The sequence below is a fragment of the Micromonospora sp. M71_S20 genome, from assembly GCF_003664255.1.
In the GTDB taxonomy this organism is placed as follows: Bacteria; Actinomycetota; Actinomycetes; order Mycobacteriales; family Micromonosporaceae; genus Micromonospora.
Genome location: NZ_RCCV01000002.1, coordinates 123435 through 137213 on the forward strand (window position 1 = coordinate 123435; position 13779 = coordinate 137213).

General features: G+C 72.8%; 14 protein-coding genes, 1 tRNA gene and 2 pseudogenes. 13 read left to right on the top strand and 4 right to left on the bottom strand.

Annotated elements, in window-relative coordinates; all coding sequences use genetic code 11:
- Nucleotides 1-27: 27 nt before the first annotated feature.
- Both DER29_RS34680 and DER29_RS21430 read right to left on the bottom strand, forming a co-directional pair.
- On the bottom strand, nucleotides 28-177 hold the full coding sequence (locus tag DER29_RS34680; protein WP_199729494.1) for a hypothetical protein: 150 nt from the start codon (nucleotides 175-177) through the stop codon (nucleotides 28-30).
- On the bottom strand, nucleotides 174-368 hold the full coding sequence (locus tag DER29_RS21430; RefSeq protein WP_121399489.1) for a hypothetical protein: 195 nt from the start codon (nucleotides 366-368) through the stop codon (nucleotides 174-176). Before DER29_RS21430 ends, DER29_RS34680 begins: the two co-directional genes overlap by 4 nt.
- Before the next feature lie 132 nt (nucleotides 369-500).
- Here DER29_RS21430 and DER29_RS21435 point away from each other — a divergent pair, with 132 nt between their 5' ends.
- The 3 genes from DER29_RS21435 (at nucleotide 501) to DER29_RS21445 (ending at nucleotide 3461) form a co-directional block, all read left to right on the top strand.
- A complete protein-coding gene (locus tag DER29_RS21435; protein ID WP_158619074.1) occupies nucleotides 501-911 on the top strand; it encodes a GntR family transcriptional regulator in 411 nt (136 codons plus the stop codon).
- A 997-nt stretch (nucleotides 912-1908) separates the two neighbouring features.
- Nucleotides 1909-2325, top strand: coding sequence for an HPF/RaiA family ribosome-associated protein (locus DER29_RS21440; RefSeq protein ID WP_121399491.1), 417 nt, complete (start codon nucleotides 1909-1911; stop codon nucleotides 2323-2325).
- A 98-nt stretch (nucleotides 2326-2423) separates the two neighbouring features.
- The gene (locus tag DER29_RS21445; RefSeq protein ID WP_121399492.1) at nucleotides 2424-3461 is read left to right on the top strand and encodes an alpha/beta hydrolase; all 1038 of its coding nucleotides are present in this window, start codon (nucleotides 2424-2426) and stop codon (nucleotides 3459-3461) included.
- 125 nt (nucleotides 3462-3586) lie between these two features.
- Here DER29_RS21445 and DER29_RS21450 read toward each other — a convergent pair whose 3' ends face one another.
- Complete coding sequence (locus DER29_RS21450; protein WP_121399493.1) at nucleotides 3587-4279, bottom strand: hypothetical protein; 693 nt, start codon at nucleotides 4277-4279, stop codon at nucleotides 3587-3589.
- A gap of 165 nt (nucleotides 4280-4444) precedes the next feature.
- On the opposite strand from DER29_RS21450, the gene DER29_RS21455 reads away from it, so the two are divergent.
- The 5 genes and pseudogenes from DER29_RS21455 (at nucleotide 4445) to DER29_RS21465 (ending at nucleotide 8135) form a co-directional block, all read left to right on the top strand.
- A tRNA-Arg gene (locus DER29_RS21455) sits at nucleotides 4445-4517 on the top strand.
- A 168-nt stretch (nucleotides 4518-4685) separates the two neighbouring features.
- Nucleotides 4686-4989: pseudogene (locus DER29_RS35515) on the top strand (transposase); the annotation flags it as partial.
- Nucleotides 4990-5195: 206 nt separating this feature from the next.
- Nucleotides 5196-5480, top strand: a pseudogene (locus DER29_RS35520) (cellulose binding domain-containing protein); the annotation flags it as partial.
- Nucleotides 5481-5642: 162 nt separating this feature from the next.
- Nucleotides 5643-6686: a glycoside hydrolase family 5 protein gene (locus tag DER29_RS21460; protein WP_233600135.1), complete on the top strand. Its 1044-nt coding sequence runs from the start codon at nucleotides 5643-5645 to the stop codon at nucleotides 6684-6686.
- Nucleotides 6687-6902: 216 nt separating this feature from the next.
- Nucleotides 6903-8135, top strand: a complete 1233-nt coding sequence (locus DER29_RS21465; RefSeq protein ID WP_121399495.1) for a hypothetical protein — start codon at nucleotides 6903-6905, stop codon at nucleotides 8133-8135.
- Nucleotides 8136-8325: 190 nt separating this feature from the next.
- On the opposite strand, the gene DER29_RS21470 is transcribed toward DER29_RS21465, so the two are convergent.
- Nucleotides 8326-8898, bottom strand: a complete 573-nt coding sequence (locus DER29_RS21470; protein ID WP_148710100.1) for a hypothetical protein — start codon at nucleotides 8896-8898, stop codon at nucleotides 8326-8328.
- A 95-nt stretch (nucleotides 8899-8993) separates the two neighbouring features.
- Between DER29_RS21470 and DER29_RS21475 the strand changes: the two genes are divergently transcribed.
- From DER29_RS21475 to DER29_RS21495, 5 genes are all read left to right on the top strand, one after another.
- Nucleotides 8994-9551, top strand: a complete 558-nt coding sequence (locus tag DER29_RS21475; RefSeq protein ID WP_121399497.1) for a DinB family protein — start codon at nucleotides 8994-8996, stop codon at nucleotides 9549-9551.
- An 85-nt stretch (nucleotides 9552-9636) separates the two neighbouring features.
- Entirely contained in the window at nucleotides 9637-10530 is an 894-nt protein-coding gene (locus DER29_RS21480) for a septum formation family protein (RefSeq protein ID WP_121399498.1), read from the top strand.
- Nucleotides 10531-10717: 187 nt separating this feature from the next.
- A complete protein-coding gene (locus DER29_RS21485) occupies nucleotides 10718-11896 on the top strand; it encodes a sensor histidine kinase (protein ID WP_121399499.1) in 1179 nt (392 codons plus the stop codon).
- Complete coding sequence (locus DER29_RS21490; RefSeq protein WP_199729495.1) at nucleotides 11886-13061, top strand: hypothetical protein; 1176 nt, start codon at nucleotides 11886-11888, stop codon at nucleotides 13059-13061. Before DER29_RS21485 ends, DER29_RS21490 begins: the two co-directional genes overlap by 11 nt.
- Entirely contained in the window at nucleotides 13034-13747 is a 714-nt protein-coding gene (locus DER29_RS21495) for a response regulator transcription factor (RefSeq protein WP_121399500.1), read from the top strand. The genes DER29_RS21490 and DER29_RS21495 overlap by 28 nt, the downstream gene beginning before the upstream one ends.
- The last annotated feature ends 32 nt before the right edge of the window (nucleotides 13748-13779 follow it).

The following is a 13779-nucleotide window of genomic DNA, read 5'->3' on the forward strand; positions in this document are numbered from 1 at the left end:
GGCACCGTGACGCGACGGGCCCGGCGCTCACGGCCGGCGCATCTGGTCGACGAGCCGTGCGGCGAACGCTGCGGCCCACGGCCAGCAGCGGCGCCGGGTGCCGCAGAGTCGGCAGCGGCCGTTGATCTGGCGGTGCTCGACGAGGTCCCGCTGCCAGCTCGCCGCGGGCGCGGTCATCGGAGTGCGCCGAGGACGATGGCGGCCAGGACCACGATGGCCGCGACGACCGCGACGAGCCGGTACCGGCGCAGCTCGCGCGGCGGCAGCGGGGTGGGCTGCGGCACGCCCAGGCCGTCCGGGAGCGGGGGCCGGCCGTCCATGACCGGGTGTGCGGGTGGGAGCTGCTCGCCGTCGTAGCGCTCTACCATCGCCGGGATCTCCTCACAGCGGGGCGGGAGTGGGGCGTGACCATGCGATCACGCGCAGCTCACCGACCATATACGCATATGCGCGTAGACCCCTAGCCCCTCATGCGCACGCGTGTCCGTACCGTCCCGATCGTGATCAACAGGTCCGCCCGGGACCCCGCCTATCAGCAGCTCGCCGACCTGCTGCGCGCCGAAATCACCTCTGGCCGCATTCCGGCAGGTGAGTTACTGCCGTTCGAGGGCAGGCTGGCCCAGGAGCACGGGCTGGGGCGGCAGACCGTGCGTAAGGCGCTTGACGTGCTGCGTCGGGAAGGCCTGGTTGTCACAGAGCGCGGCTACGGTACCCGCGTGGTCCAGCAGCAAGAGCGCGAGAAGGTGCCGGTGCCGCGTGGGGCACTGATTCGCATTCGGATGCCGAGCGAGGCGGAGCGCGCCGAGCTGGGCATTGAGGCGGGCTCGGTGGTGCCGGTGGCCGAGGTCTGGCTCGGGGGCCGGTTGCGTGGCACGTATGTGGGGGATCGCACGGATCTCACCACCTCATGACTACCTCATGATCGACGATCTTTGCCCCGTCCTGCGCGCATGTAACGCGTTTGTTGCTGAAGGCAACAACTAGCGGGATTCGCAAATCCCATGGGGCTGTCGCCGCCCTGCGACATGCATCGCACGGCCCGCGAGAATCGACAGTCAGTCATCAAGTTCGGGGCTTAGACCGGATGGGATGATCACGGTGCGTATCGCATACCACGAGGCACCATGGCTCGCACGGCGACGAGTCCCGTGAGCCGTACCTGACCACTCCTCGGGGTCTACCACTTTTCTTCGTACGGGTGTTTCATCAGAGGCTTAATCCGCGCCGAAGAGATCCGGGGGGCCTCTCTTGCCACACGCCACCACCCTGCCGCCTAGCCCGTCCAGCACCTCACACGCCCTGGTCCTCGCCGCCATCGCCGCAGGAACCCTCACCGCCTGCTGGTGGATCCGCCGAGAGGGCAACCGCGTCACGTCTGCGGTACGCGTTCAGAGCGTCATCGACCCCGAGGCCGCCGCAGCCGCCCAGCGCATTCACCTTCGGCTCGTGAACGGCGCGGAGCGGAGCCGGAGAACACGACCCGTTAATGGCAGTTTCTGATCCGTCACGATCGTGACGTAGGTGTCGAACATCGTCCCTCCAGGGGGAGATCGGGCTTGCCATCGCGAGTCGACTCGGTGCCGAGCCTGGGCCCTCGGCGCGGGCGTCGCCAGCACCGCGCGCCGGCCTGTGGACAACCGGACCGCCTGTGGACAAGAACCTGATCAAGGTCCCGGTGTGCTAGGTGGCCGGACGACCCTGGGGAGCCCGCACGATCGGCTCGACGATCGGGAGGCGGGGCCGCGCTTCCGGCGCCGCCACGGGCGGGGCGACACGTCACGTTCCGGACGGAGCCCGGCGGGGTATGGATTCGATCAACCGCACCGCCGACAGCACGACGAACGAGAGGTCAGCGATCATGAAGATGACCAGCACCGCAGCCGCCATCGTCTCCGGCGGGGTGCGGCGATGAGCGCCGTCGCCAACCCGGCCACCGTGGCGGAGTGCCTGCGGGTCGGCGCGGGGTTCTCCCAGGGCGACCGGAACTGGATCGCGGAGCAGTTCGCCACGCTCGACTCCCGGCTGGCCGGCTTCCACGCCGACGCCACCGAGCTGGAGGTGTCGGTCAAGGACCGGGAGGCCAGGGGCCAGAAGGTCACCCTGGAGTGCTGGATCGCCGGTCGGCAGAAGATCGTCACCACCTCCGCCGAGGATGACCTGCACGCCGCGCTCAACGACGTCCGGGACGACCTGCGGCGGCGGCTCAACGACGCGAAGACCAAGCAGGAGCCGCGGCACAACAAGCACCTGCGTGACGTGCCCCCGCCGGCCGCCGAGGTCGAGCCCGACACGGACCCGGCCCGCGCCGAGGCCGAGACCGTCTGACGCGTACGCCCGAGGCCCCGTCCGCCGGGTGCGGGCGGGCGGGGCCGGGCAGCACCCAGGGCTACCGCCCGGTAGCTTCCCGGCGTACCGTCGCGGTCGTGGAACCGGACGTGCTGGGCCCGCCGTACGAGCGGCAGACCATCGACCTGGGCACCGACGACGAGGGACCGGTGGTCGCCACCCTGGTTCGTCGCCGGGCCGACCGCCCGACGGGGCGGGCCGTGCTCTACGTGCACGGCTTCACCGACTACTTCTTCCAGGGCCACCTCGGCGACTTCTTCGCCGAGCGGGGCTGGGACTTCTACGCCCTCGACCTGCGCAAGTACGGACGCAGCCTGCGGCCCCACCAGACGCCGAACTTCTGCCGCGACCTCAGCGACTACTTCCCCGAGCTGGACGCCGCCGCGAGGATCATCCGCGAGGACGACGGGCACGACACGCTGCTCGCGATGGGCCACTCGACCGGCGGGCTGATCATGCCGCTCTGGGCGCACGCCCGCCGCGACGCCGGGATCATCGACGGGCTCTTCCTGAACAGCCCCTTCTTCGACATCAACGCCCCGTGGCTGGTGCGCCGGCCGCTCGCCGCCGCCGTCGGCCGGCTGGGCCGCCGGGCGCCGCGCCGGGTGCTGCCGTTCGGGCTGGGCACGGTCTACAGCGAGAGCATCCACGCCGAGCACCACGGCGAGTGGAACTACGACCTGACCTGGAAGCCGCTCGCCGGGTTCCCCGTCCGGGCCGGCTGGCTGAACGCCGTCCGCACCGCCCAGCGGCAGCTGCGCGCCGGCCTGGACATCCAGGTGCCGGTGCTGCTGGCCTGCTCGACCCGCTCGTTCAAGGGCACGAAGTGGCACGAGTCGGCCGCCCTCGCCGACGCCGTCCTGGACGTCGAGCACATGGTCCGCTGGGCGCCCCGCCTCGGCCGGCACGTCACCGTGGCGCGCTTCGACGGTGGCATGCACGACCTCACGCTCTCCGGCACCGCCGTACGGGAGAAGGTGTTCCAGGAGGTCGGACGCTGGGCCGACGCGTTCTTCGACGCCGGGCCGACGGTCCGCGCCGGGGAGCGCCCACCGGCGAGCCGGCAGCCGGCGGACGAGGCCGACCCTGCGGGCGCCCCCGCGCAGGGCGGCTGAACGCCGGCCGCCGACAGCCCCACGCGCCGCTGGCCACCCACCGACCGCCGACCGCGCGCCGACCGCCGCCGGCCGCCCATCCACCGCCGACCGCGCCGCGCGCCGTCGGGCTCACGCCGTCGGGCTCACGTCGCGTCGAGGGCCTCGCGGATGCGGTCGAAGGTCGCCAGCGGGTGGCCGCCGTCGCGGGCCGGCAGCACCAGGCCCAGGCACCGCAGCCCCGGCTCGCCGTCGCCGCCGGCCTGCACGCCGAAGACCGGCGCGCCCACGTAGCCGGCCGGCAGCTCCGCCGTGAGCCGGACGGCGTCGCCCACCCGCGCCACCCGCTCGATCGCCACCTCCAGCGGCCGGGCGCCACCCGCGCCGACGCCGTGGGCGAGCACGACGGCGGAACCTGGCTCCGCGCCGATCCGGGCGATCGCGTCCCGATCGGCCGCGATCGCATCCGGCACCTGTTGGGTACGCCACCGCCAGCCCTCCCCGGCGGCGTGCTCGTGCAGGCCGCCGGTGGGCATGACGGCGACGCCGAGATCCTCGTGGTGCCGCCACCGGTCGGGCAGGGCCACGGCGTCGGCTGCCACCCCGGCCGGCTCGGTCACGCTCGCCCGCAGCCCGATCTCCCCCGCCCCGGATCGCGTGAGCGCGTCGGCGGTCAGCAGGTACTCGGTCCCCTGCCCCGTGAAGAGGAACGCGGTGCCCTCGCCCCGGTCGCCGTCGCCCGTCCCGGCGTCGGTCCGGCGGATGGGCAGGATCGCGCGGCCGAGGAGCTGGCACAACTCGTACGCGACGTCGTTCTCGATCTCGGGGTCAAGCAGCACCAGCCGAGGGTACGACCCGCCACGTCCCGAGCTGCGCGGGTGCCGGAACCCGGGTGACCGGCACCGGAGGCGCGTGCGACCCTGGTCCGCGACGTGGCACGCGACCACCCGTTCCACCGGTCAACCGGCGGGCGGCGGTACCCTTCTCGCGCGACACGCTCGCGCGCGCCCGTAGCTCAGCGGATAGAGCAGGGGACTTCTAATCCCAAGGCCGCAGGTTCGAATCCTGCCGGGCGCACCCTCACGCAGCAGGCTTGACCTGCTGCTTCTTGCCCTTCTTGAGATCTTTCTTAGCGCCATCCTTTGATGGCTTGGCCCCAGGTGAGCCCGAGGCGAGCCCGGAGGTGCCCTTGGTGGCCCGACGAGACACAAGCCGGACCGTAGCCTCGGCTGCCTCCCTAGCAAGATCCCCCGAATCAGAGGCATCGGCGGCAGGCCAGGGCAACGTCCCGACCGGATCTACGCCGACCGGGGCTACGACTTCGACTGCTACCGCCGCGAGCTACGCACACCCGTCATCGCCCGACGCGGCACCGGCCACGGCTCCGGCCTCGGCACCCGACGCTGGGTCGTCGAGCAGACCATCGCCCTGCTGCACTGGTTCCGCCGCCTCCGGATCCGTTGGAATCCGAGACGACATCCACGAAGCACTCCTCACCCTCGCCTGCGCCATCGTCTGCTGGCTCCGGCTCCAACGCTCAAAGAGTTGAGAGTTCTGCTACCGCCTCGGTCCTCCATGCTGCCTCCATCCATTACTCAGGCCCGGCTCGTCAACGTATTGACTTCCGTAACTGACCTAATAAAGGATGACGTGCAAGCGCTCCCATCGATCTCTGAGCACCAGCGAGGAGATCAGATGAAAGATCGTCATGTACTGCTGGCCGCCGGCGCCACCAGCATGCTGATGCTGGGCAGCATGGCAACGGCTAGCCTCCCCGCCGCAGCGGCCTCTACCGGCTGCGCGGTTGAATACACGGTGCAGAGCCAGTGGCCGGGCGGGTTCACCGCCACTGTCGCCGTTACCAACCTCGGCGACGCGGTGTCGAGCTGGAAGTTGACCTTCGACTTCCCCAGCGCGAGCCAGAAGGTCACCCAGGGCTGGGGTGGCACCTGGACCCAGGCCGGCACTCGGGTGACGGCCGCCAGTATGAGCTGGAACGGATCACTGGGCACCGGCGCCTCGACCTCGATCGGGTTCGGTGGCTCGTGGAATGGCACGAACCCGGTACCCGCGTCGTTCGCCCTCAACGGCACCACGTGCACCGGGTCGGTGACTTCGCCAACCACGAGCCCGACCACCCCTCCGCCCACCACCGCTCCGCCCACCACCCCTCCGCCCAGCGGGGCGGCACCGGAGCTACGGGTGTCCGGAAACAAGATCGTCACCACGGACGGCAAGCCGTACCGGCTGCTGGGCGTGAGCCGGTCCGGCGGGGAGTTCGCCTGCGTGCAGGGCAAGGGTCTGTGGGACTCCGGGCCGGTCGACCAAGCCTCGGTCGACGCGATGAAGACCTGGAACATCCACGCCGTGCGCGTCCCGCTGAACGAGGAATGCTGGCTCGGCGTCAACGGCTCACCCAGCGGCGCCACCTACCAGCAGGGCGTCAAGGACTACGTGAACCGGCTCGTCGCCAATGGCATCAACGTCATCCTCGACTTGCACTGGACGTGGGGGGCCTACCCCAACAGCCCGGACTGGCACTGCAAGGACGAGCACGCCACCTGCCAGAAGCCGATGCCGGACGCGCGGTACGCCCCCCAGTTCTGGACCGGCGTCGCCAACGCGTTCAAGGACAACGACGCGGTCGTGTTCGACCTGTTCAACGAGCCGTACCCGGACATGCCCGCCGACTGGAACAAGACCCTGGGCTGGCAGTGCCTACGTGACGGCGGCACCTGCGCCGGCCTCCCCTACGAGGTAGCCGGCATGCAGGACCTCGTCGATGCGGTCCGGGGCACCGGTGCCACCAACCTACTCATGGTCGGCGGCCTGGAATGGACCAACGACATGCGGGAATGGCTGACCTACAAGCCGAACGATCCGCTGAACAACATCGCCGCTTCCTGGCACGCGTACAGCTTCAACGCCTGCGCCAGCCAGTCCTGCTGGGACAGCCAGATCGCACCGCTGACGCAGCAGGTGCCGGTCGTGCTCGGCGAGTTCGGCCAGGACGACTGCGGCTTCGACTACATGCAGCGGCTGGTGAACTGGGCCGACTCGCACGACGTGAGTTACCTGGCCTGGACCTGGAACCCGTGGGGCTGCACCGGTGGCGCCGTGCTCATCAAGGACTGGGCCGGCACACCGGAGCCCGGCCTCGGCGAGGGTTACAAGGCCCACCTGCTGACCCGGAGCCCGCACGGGGATCAATTCGTACGCGATCCCATCATTGCGGGCGGCTCGTAGCGATGCGCGGACGTGTCGGCGGGTGTCGGGCCGACCGGGCGACGCAAACCAGGGCGTCGGGCCTCCAGGGAGCGGCCAGTCGGCAGAGGCCGAGCGAGTGTGATCGATGTGTATCAATGTAACATTTCATCGATGTGAAGTGACGGGTCGCTGACGGCCTGTCGGGGCAACGCCGCCTCCACCGTACGAAACGACGATGTCTAGGGAGAACAGACCATGAACGAACATCGGGAGGGGCGGCTACGGACGCGATGGCGGCGGGCAGCCCGATCCGCCGTCGCGGCGGCGGCCTCCATCGGGATCACCATGCTGGCCATCGGGCTCACGGCGGGTGCGGCCACGGCGGGCGTCAGCTCTGCCGACCGCGGCACACCGGACGCCTCGCTCGCCGCCGGGCCGGTGTCCCGGGTCGCCGCAGGCGATCTGCACACCTGTGTGATCCGCACCGACGGAGCCCTCTGGTGCTGGGGCAACAACTTCTACGGCCAGCTCGGCGACGGGACCACGACGGAACGGACCGCTCCGGTCCGGATCGGCGACGCCACCACCTGGGCGCGGATCGACGCCAGCATGAGCACCACCTGCGGGGTACGCACGGACGGAACGCTGTGGTGCTGGGGCAGCAACCACAACGGGCAGCTCGGCGACGGGACGACCACGAAACGGACCAGCCCCGTACGGATCGGCGACGGCACCACCTGGGCCAGCGTCAGCACCGCCGCCAATCACACCTGCGCCGTCCAGACCACCGGCACGCTGTGGTGCTGGGGCTCGAACCGCCACGGCCAGCTCGGCACCGGCGTGACCCCCTATCTGGCGACCGCCCCGGTGCAGGTCGGCACCGCGACCACCTGGGCGAGCGTCACGACCGGGTACGCGCACACCTGCGCCACCCGCACCGACCGGACCCTGTGGTGCTGGGGCAGCAGCTCGGACGGACAGCTCGGTCTCGGCATCCGGGACTACCGGGCGACACCGACGCAGGTGGGCACCGCGACCACGTGGACCGGCGTGACGGCCGGCTACGTGCACACCTGCGCGGTCCGCGCCGACGGGACGCTGTGGTGCTGGGGCGAGAACGGGTACGGCCAGGTGGGCGGGGGCGTCGGCTTCCAGACCACCCCACTCCAGGTCGGCACCGCCACCACCTGGGCGAGGGTCGAGGCGAGCATCGACTCGTCGTGCGCGACGCGCACCGACGGCAGCCTGTGGTGCTGGGGCAACAACGCGTCCGGGCAGCTCGGCGACGGCACCACCACCCACCGGTCGACCCCCACCCGGGTCGGTAGCGCCACCACCTGGACGGACAGCCTCGCCGCGTCCTACCACGCCTGCGCGTTGCGCACCGACGGCAGCCTGTGGTGCTGGGGCGACAACTCGTTCGGGCAGCTCGGCGACGGCACCACCACCCACCGGCCAACCCCGGCACAGGTCGCCCTGCCGGGCTGACCGCCACCGGTGGACGAGCGGGGCCGTCGGTCCGCGCCGCTGCCGCGTCGGCGACGGCACGGACCGACGGCACCGCTCCATCAGCTGGTGTCGGGGAGAGCGGAAGCACCTACCAGAAGGTGGTCCGAGCGGCAGACCTACGACCGATGCCGCAGCGTGCACCTGCCCAATGTGACGCTGTAGCCCGCCGTCAGCGGAGCCGGACGTCGAGGGCCGGGAAGTCGTACCAGGTCAGTTCGAAGGACGACCCGGTCTCCGGGACCACCGGGAACAGGCCCCAGCTGTCCACCCGCTCGCCCGGGGCGATGCTGAAGGACTCGTCGGGCCGCGTCTCGGTGCACCAGGTGGACTCGGGCCGCACGGTCCGGCCGTCCGCCAGGACGATCCGCGAGGAGGTGCGGTCGACCTCGGCGGTCGGGCAGCTCACCGGCCACGCGACGGGCGAGCCGTTGCGGTACGTGAGGTTCAGCCGCAGCTTGCCGCCGCTGACCTCCGCGCTGACCAGCGTGACGGTCAGGCCCGACTGGCGGTAGACCGACTGGTCGAGCGGGTACGTCCGGGCTGCGGGCTGCGACGGCGACGGGCCCGAGCCGCTGGCCGGAGAGCCCGCGGAGGGGCCGCCAGTGGTGGCAGCGGCAGTGGTGGGGTCGACCGGCCCGGACGCGGTGCGGTCGGCCAGGTACCAGCCGCCGAGGGTGCCGACGACGGCGAGGCACGCCGTCGCCACGACGACGGCGAGCAGGCCCACGTACCTCTTCTGCACGATCGGCTCCCGGCTCGGTGCGGCGGCGATGGCGTGAAAATAGCACCAGGGTCCAAAGTCGGCGGTACGTCGCAGGCACGGCGTAGCGTCGGGACATGGACGTCGACTGGAACGGTGAGCTGCTCGAACAGCTCGACTGGCACTGGCGGTTGCAGGCCCGCCCGCGCCTCGACGGATTGACCGACGCCGAATACCACTGGGAACCCGTCGCGGGCGCCTGGGGCGTCCGGCCGCGCGGGCGCAGCACCGCCCCGATGGCGGTCGGGCAGGGCGACCACCTGATCGACTTCGCGATGCCGCAGCCCGAGCCCGCGCCCGTCACCACTATCGCCTGGCGGCTCGGGCACCTCGTCGTGGGGGTGTTCGGCGCCCGCGTCGCCGCCCACTTCGGCGGTCCCCCGGTGGACTACGGCTCCTTCGCGTACGCCGGCACCGCCGACGCGGCGCTGGCGCAGCTCGACGAGGCGTACGACCGCTGGGTCGCCGGGGTGCGCGGCCTGGGCCGCGACGGCCTGGCCCGGCCGTGCGGCCCGGCGGAGGGACCCTACGCGGACCGGTCGCTGGCGACGCTCGTGCTGCACATCAACCGCGAGGCCATCCACCACCTCGCCGAGGTGGCGCTGCTGCGCGACCTGCACCTGCGGCTCGGCTGACCTCGGCGGCACGCCCCGCGGGCATCCGGTCCGCCCCCGGGTGCCATATGCTGCGCCGGTTGTCACGGGGCGCGGGGAGGACCACATGCGACGCTGGCTGGGCGTCACGGCTTCGGCCGCGCTGGTCGCGGCGGCGGTGAGCGGGTGCGGCACACCGGCCGGCACGGACGGGGACCTGACCGACGACTGGCGGCCGGTGGCCGAGGCCCGCCAGTTCGCGCCGCGGGCCGGCGAGTGTCACGTGGTCGCCGAGCCGACCGCCTACCTCACCAGTCACCAGCCGGTCGACTGCGCGAAGGCGCACCTGGTCGAGACGTTCCACATCGGCACGTTCACCGGCGACCTGGCCGCCCGCCCGATCCCGCCCCGCGTCGGGTCGGCGGCGATGCGCTCCGCGTTCGCCGAGTGCGACGCCAAGGCCAAGGAGTTCGTCGGCGGCGAGTGGCGCGACGCCCGGCTGTCGGTGCAGGTGGCGCCCACGTCGCCGGCCGGCTGGACGGGCGGCAGCCGGTGGTACCGGTGCGACCTGTTCGAGCTCGACGCGGTGAGCGGCGCCAACGGCGACAACGACCGGCCCGTCAACCGGGCGGGCAGCCTCCGTGGCGTGCTGAAGGCGGCCACCCCGCTGCGGTACGGCTGCGCCGAGGAGGACGAGTGGTCGAACCTGCTCGCGGTGCCGTGCACGAAGGTCCACCGCTTCGAGTACGTGGGCGTCTGGACCGCGCCCGACGTGTCCTACGACGACGCGACGAAGGACGAGGACGCCGTGCACGCGAAATGCCGGCCGGTCATCGCCCGCTACGCGAAGGTGCCGGTCGACGGCATGCTCCGCTACCGCACGGGCAGCACGTACCGGTTCCCGTCCGAGGAGGCGTGGGCGCGCGGCGACCGGGGGGTGCGCTGCTGGTACTGGTCCAGCGGCAAGAAGCTGACCCGCTCAATCGCGGGCGGCGGCACGAAGGTCCTGCCGATCAACTGACCGGGCGTCCGTCGGCGCGGTGCGCAGGTTCCGTCGGCGGTCCGGATCCGCACCGGGAAGGGCTGACCGACCGGCGACACGGCAGGCACCGAGGGTGATCGCGGGCGGTCGCTCGTGCTATTCTCCGGCGTCGATCCCCCGTTTTGGCCCGGATCGGGTCGTTGTCGCAGAAGGACCCTCTTTCCCGATGCCGGCCGTTGCCGCCCCGACCACGTCGCCCACCACGCCGGACACTCCGGCCGGCGGCGCGTTCACTCTGATCTTCACCCGCCTGCCGGCGCTGCTGCGCCTGGCCTGCGGCCTGGTCGGCGCGGTGGTCGCCCTGTCGGTGCGTACTCCGCCCGTCGAGCCGGCGCTGCTGGTTCCGGCCGTCGCGGCCCTGACCGCCTGGTCGGTCTGGTACGCGTTCCGCGCGCTGCGCCACGGCATCGGCCGCCCGATGGTGCTCGGCGACGTGGCGCTGACCGCCGCCGCCTGCCTGGCGATGCCGGTGCTGGTCGCCCCGGAGGTGCTGCCCGGCGAGGTGAGCTGGATCGCGGTGCTGGCCAGCACCACGGTCCTCAACGCGCAGGCCAACGCCCCCATCGGTTGGTCGGTTCCGGCGGGGCTGTTGGTGACGGCGGCCTATGCGACCGGCGCGCACGCCGCCGGCCAGCCCGACGAGGCCGCCGCCCACGCGGTGACGCTGCTGGTGCAGACGGCCTGCGGCGCGCTGATCACCGCCATCATGCGGCGGCGGATCGGTCGGGCCGACGACGCCTTCGTGGCGCACCAGCGGCTCACCCGGGAGGCGCTGGTCGCCCGGACCGCGCGGGAGGCGGAGCGGCGGCAGAACCGGGATCTGCACGACACGGTGCTGGCCACCCTGACGGTGGTCGGGCTGGGCGCGGTCGCCGGCCCGTCCGCCGCGCTGCGCGAACGGTGCGCCGCCGAGCTGCGTACCCTCACCGCGCTGGCCGACGCGCGGTCCGCGCCCGAGGAGGGGCCGGTGCCGCTGGACGGGCGGCTGCGGGCGGTGCGCGCCCGGCTGCCCGAACTGCCGGTCACCACCGAGCTGGCGCCGTGCGTCGTGCCCGCCCCGGTCGCGGAGGCCCTCGCGGAGAGCACGTACGCGGCGCTGTCCAACGTGCTCCGGCACGCGCCGGGCGCGTCCGCCGCGCTGCGACTGAGCCGGGTCGCCGACACCGTCGTGGTCGAGCTCGCCGACGACGGTCCGGGCTTCGACCCGGCGGCCGTTCCCGCGCACCGGTACGGGCTACGCGAGTCGGTACGCGGCCGGATGTCCTCCGTCGGGGGGCGCGCCGAGATCGACTCGCGCCCCGGCACCGGTACGCGGATCCGGTTGGAGTGGTCCGGTGTCGACTGAGACGACGACGGCTCCGGCGACGGCGGTGCCGGCGGCGCGTACGCCGGACGCAGGCCGGTCCCCGGTGGACCCGGCGGCGGCGGTGGCCGCCGCCTCCGACGGCGGCGCCCGGGTCGTGGCGGTGGTCATCGCGCTGGCCTGGCACACGGCGATCGCGCTGCCCGCGGTGCTGGGCGCGTGGGCGGAACTGGCCGCGCCGACGGTGGTCCTCGCCGGCTGGCTGCTCGCGGCGGTGATCGGGGTGCTGGCCGGCCTGCGGCTGCTGCGCGACGCGCGCCTGCCGGCCTGGCCGCTGGCCGCGCTGCTGCTGGTGGTCGACGCGGTGGTATTCGCGGCGGCCGGTGAGCGGCACCTCTTCACCGCCGCGAACTGGGTGTGGGGCACCCTCGGCTGGTTCTTCGTCATGGTGCTGTGGGGGCGGCGAGCCGCCGGGCTGATCGCGACGCTGGGCGTCCACGCGCTGATCGCGCTGGCCGGGGTGCTCGGCCACGGCGCGACCGCCCCCGCCGACCTGGCCCGGTACGCCATGTCCGTCTACGCCACGTCGACCCTTCAGGTGGCGGTCTTCGTGGGCGGCACGGCGATCGCGCGGCTGGCCCGGCAGCGGGCCGTCGCGGCGGCGGCCGCCCACGCGGCGGAGGCCGAACGCGACGCCGCCGAACGGGCCCGGCGGGAACGGCACGCCCGCCTGACGCTCGTCAGCGGCGCCGCCGAGGAGGTGCTCGCGGAGCTGGCCGAGGGTCGGGCGGACCCGGCCGACCCGGACGTGCAGCGGCGGGCGGTGCTGGCCGCCGCCCGGCTGCGCAGGCTCATCGCCGAGTCCGACGACGTGCCCGACCCGCTGCTGCACGAGCTGCGGGCTGCCGCCGACCTGGCGGACCGCAACGGGCTGCCGATCGACCTGGTGACGATCGGCGACCCGCCGCCCCTGCCGGTGCAGGTGCGCCGCCGGCTGGGCGACCCACTCACCGCGCTCCTGGCCGACGCCCGGGGCTGGGCCCGGCTGACCGTCGTCGCCGGGCCCGACGAGGTGGTGGTCAGCCTGGTCACGCCCGACCGGCCCGGTCCCGACACCGCCGGACCGCCGGGCGACGACGGGCGGGTGGAGTACCTCTACGAGCGGGACGGGGAGATCAGATGGGCGCAGACCCGGTGGCGGGGGTGACCGGCGGTCGACCGGTCGGCGTGGCGATCGTGGACGACCACCCGGTCGTCATCGAGGGGGTCCGCGTCTGGCTGGCCACCGAGCCCCGGCTGACGGTGCTGGCGACCGGCGACGACCCGGACGCCGTGCTGCGGGCCGCCCCCGACGCCGACGTGATCCTGCTCGACCTGCGGCTGCACGGGCGGATGGCCCTCGACAAGCTCGCCGAGCTGAGCGCGGCCGGCCGGCGGGTGGTGGTCTACTCGGAGCACACCGAGCCGCAGACGATCCTCGCCTCCCTGGACGCCGGGGCGGTCGCGTTCCTGGCCAAGCACGAGGGGCGGGAACACTGCGTGGCCACCGTGCTGGCCGCCGCCAGCGACCGCCCGTACGTGCCGCCGGCGCTCGCCGGGGCGATCGTGGGTGACCCCCGCCCGGACCGGCCCGCCCTGTCCGACAAGGAACGTGAGGCGCTGCTGCTGTGGTTCCAGTCGATGTCGAAGGCGTCGGTGGCCCGTCGGATGCGGATCAGCGAGCACACCGTCAAGCAGTACGTCGACCGGGCGCGGATCAAGTACACCCGAGCGGGGCGACCGGCCGCCACCAAGGCGGCGCTGCTCGCCCGGGCGATCGAGGACGGCCTAGTCCGGCCGGAGGAGATCGGCATCTATCGGTCACAGGCTTCCTACGACCGGCCGACCCCCTAACGGGCGTCATGACAGCCGGCCGGGGGTCGGCG

Coding starts and splice junctions, on each gene's coding strand:
- DER29_RS34680 (WP_199729494.1), bottom strand. CDS start 177: ATGACCGCGCCCGCGGCGAGCTGGCAGCGGGACCTCGTCGAGCACCGC.
- DER29_RS21430 (WP_121399489.1), bottom strand. CDS start 368: ATGGTAGAGCGCTACGACGGCGAGCAGCTCCCACCCGCACACCCGGTC.
- DER29_RS21440 (WP_121399491.1), top strand. CDS start 1,909: ATGAGCGCCGTCGCCAACCCGGCCACCGTGGCGGAGTGCCTGCGGGTC.
- DER29_RS21465 (WP_121399495.1), top strand. CDS start 6,903: ATGAACGAACATCGGGAGGGGCGGCTACGGACGCGATGGCGGCGGGCA.
- DER29_RS21475 (WP_121399497.1), top strand. CDS start 8,994: ATGGACGTCGACTGGAACGGTGAGCTGCTCGAACAGCTCGACTGGCAC.
- DER29_RS21480 (WP_121399498.1), top strand. CDS start 9,637: ATGCGACGCTGGCTGGGCGTCACGGCTTCGGCCGCGCTGGTCGCGGCG.
- DER29_RS21485 (WP_121399499.1), top strand. CDS start 10,718: ATGCCGGCCGTTGCCGCCCCGACCACGTCGCCCACCACGCCGGACACT.
- DER29_RS21495 (WP_121399500.1), top strand. CDS start 13,034: ATGGGCGCAGACCCGGTGGCGGGGGTGACCGGCGGTCGACCGGTCGGC.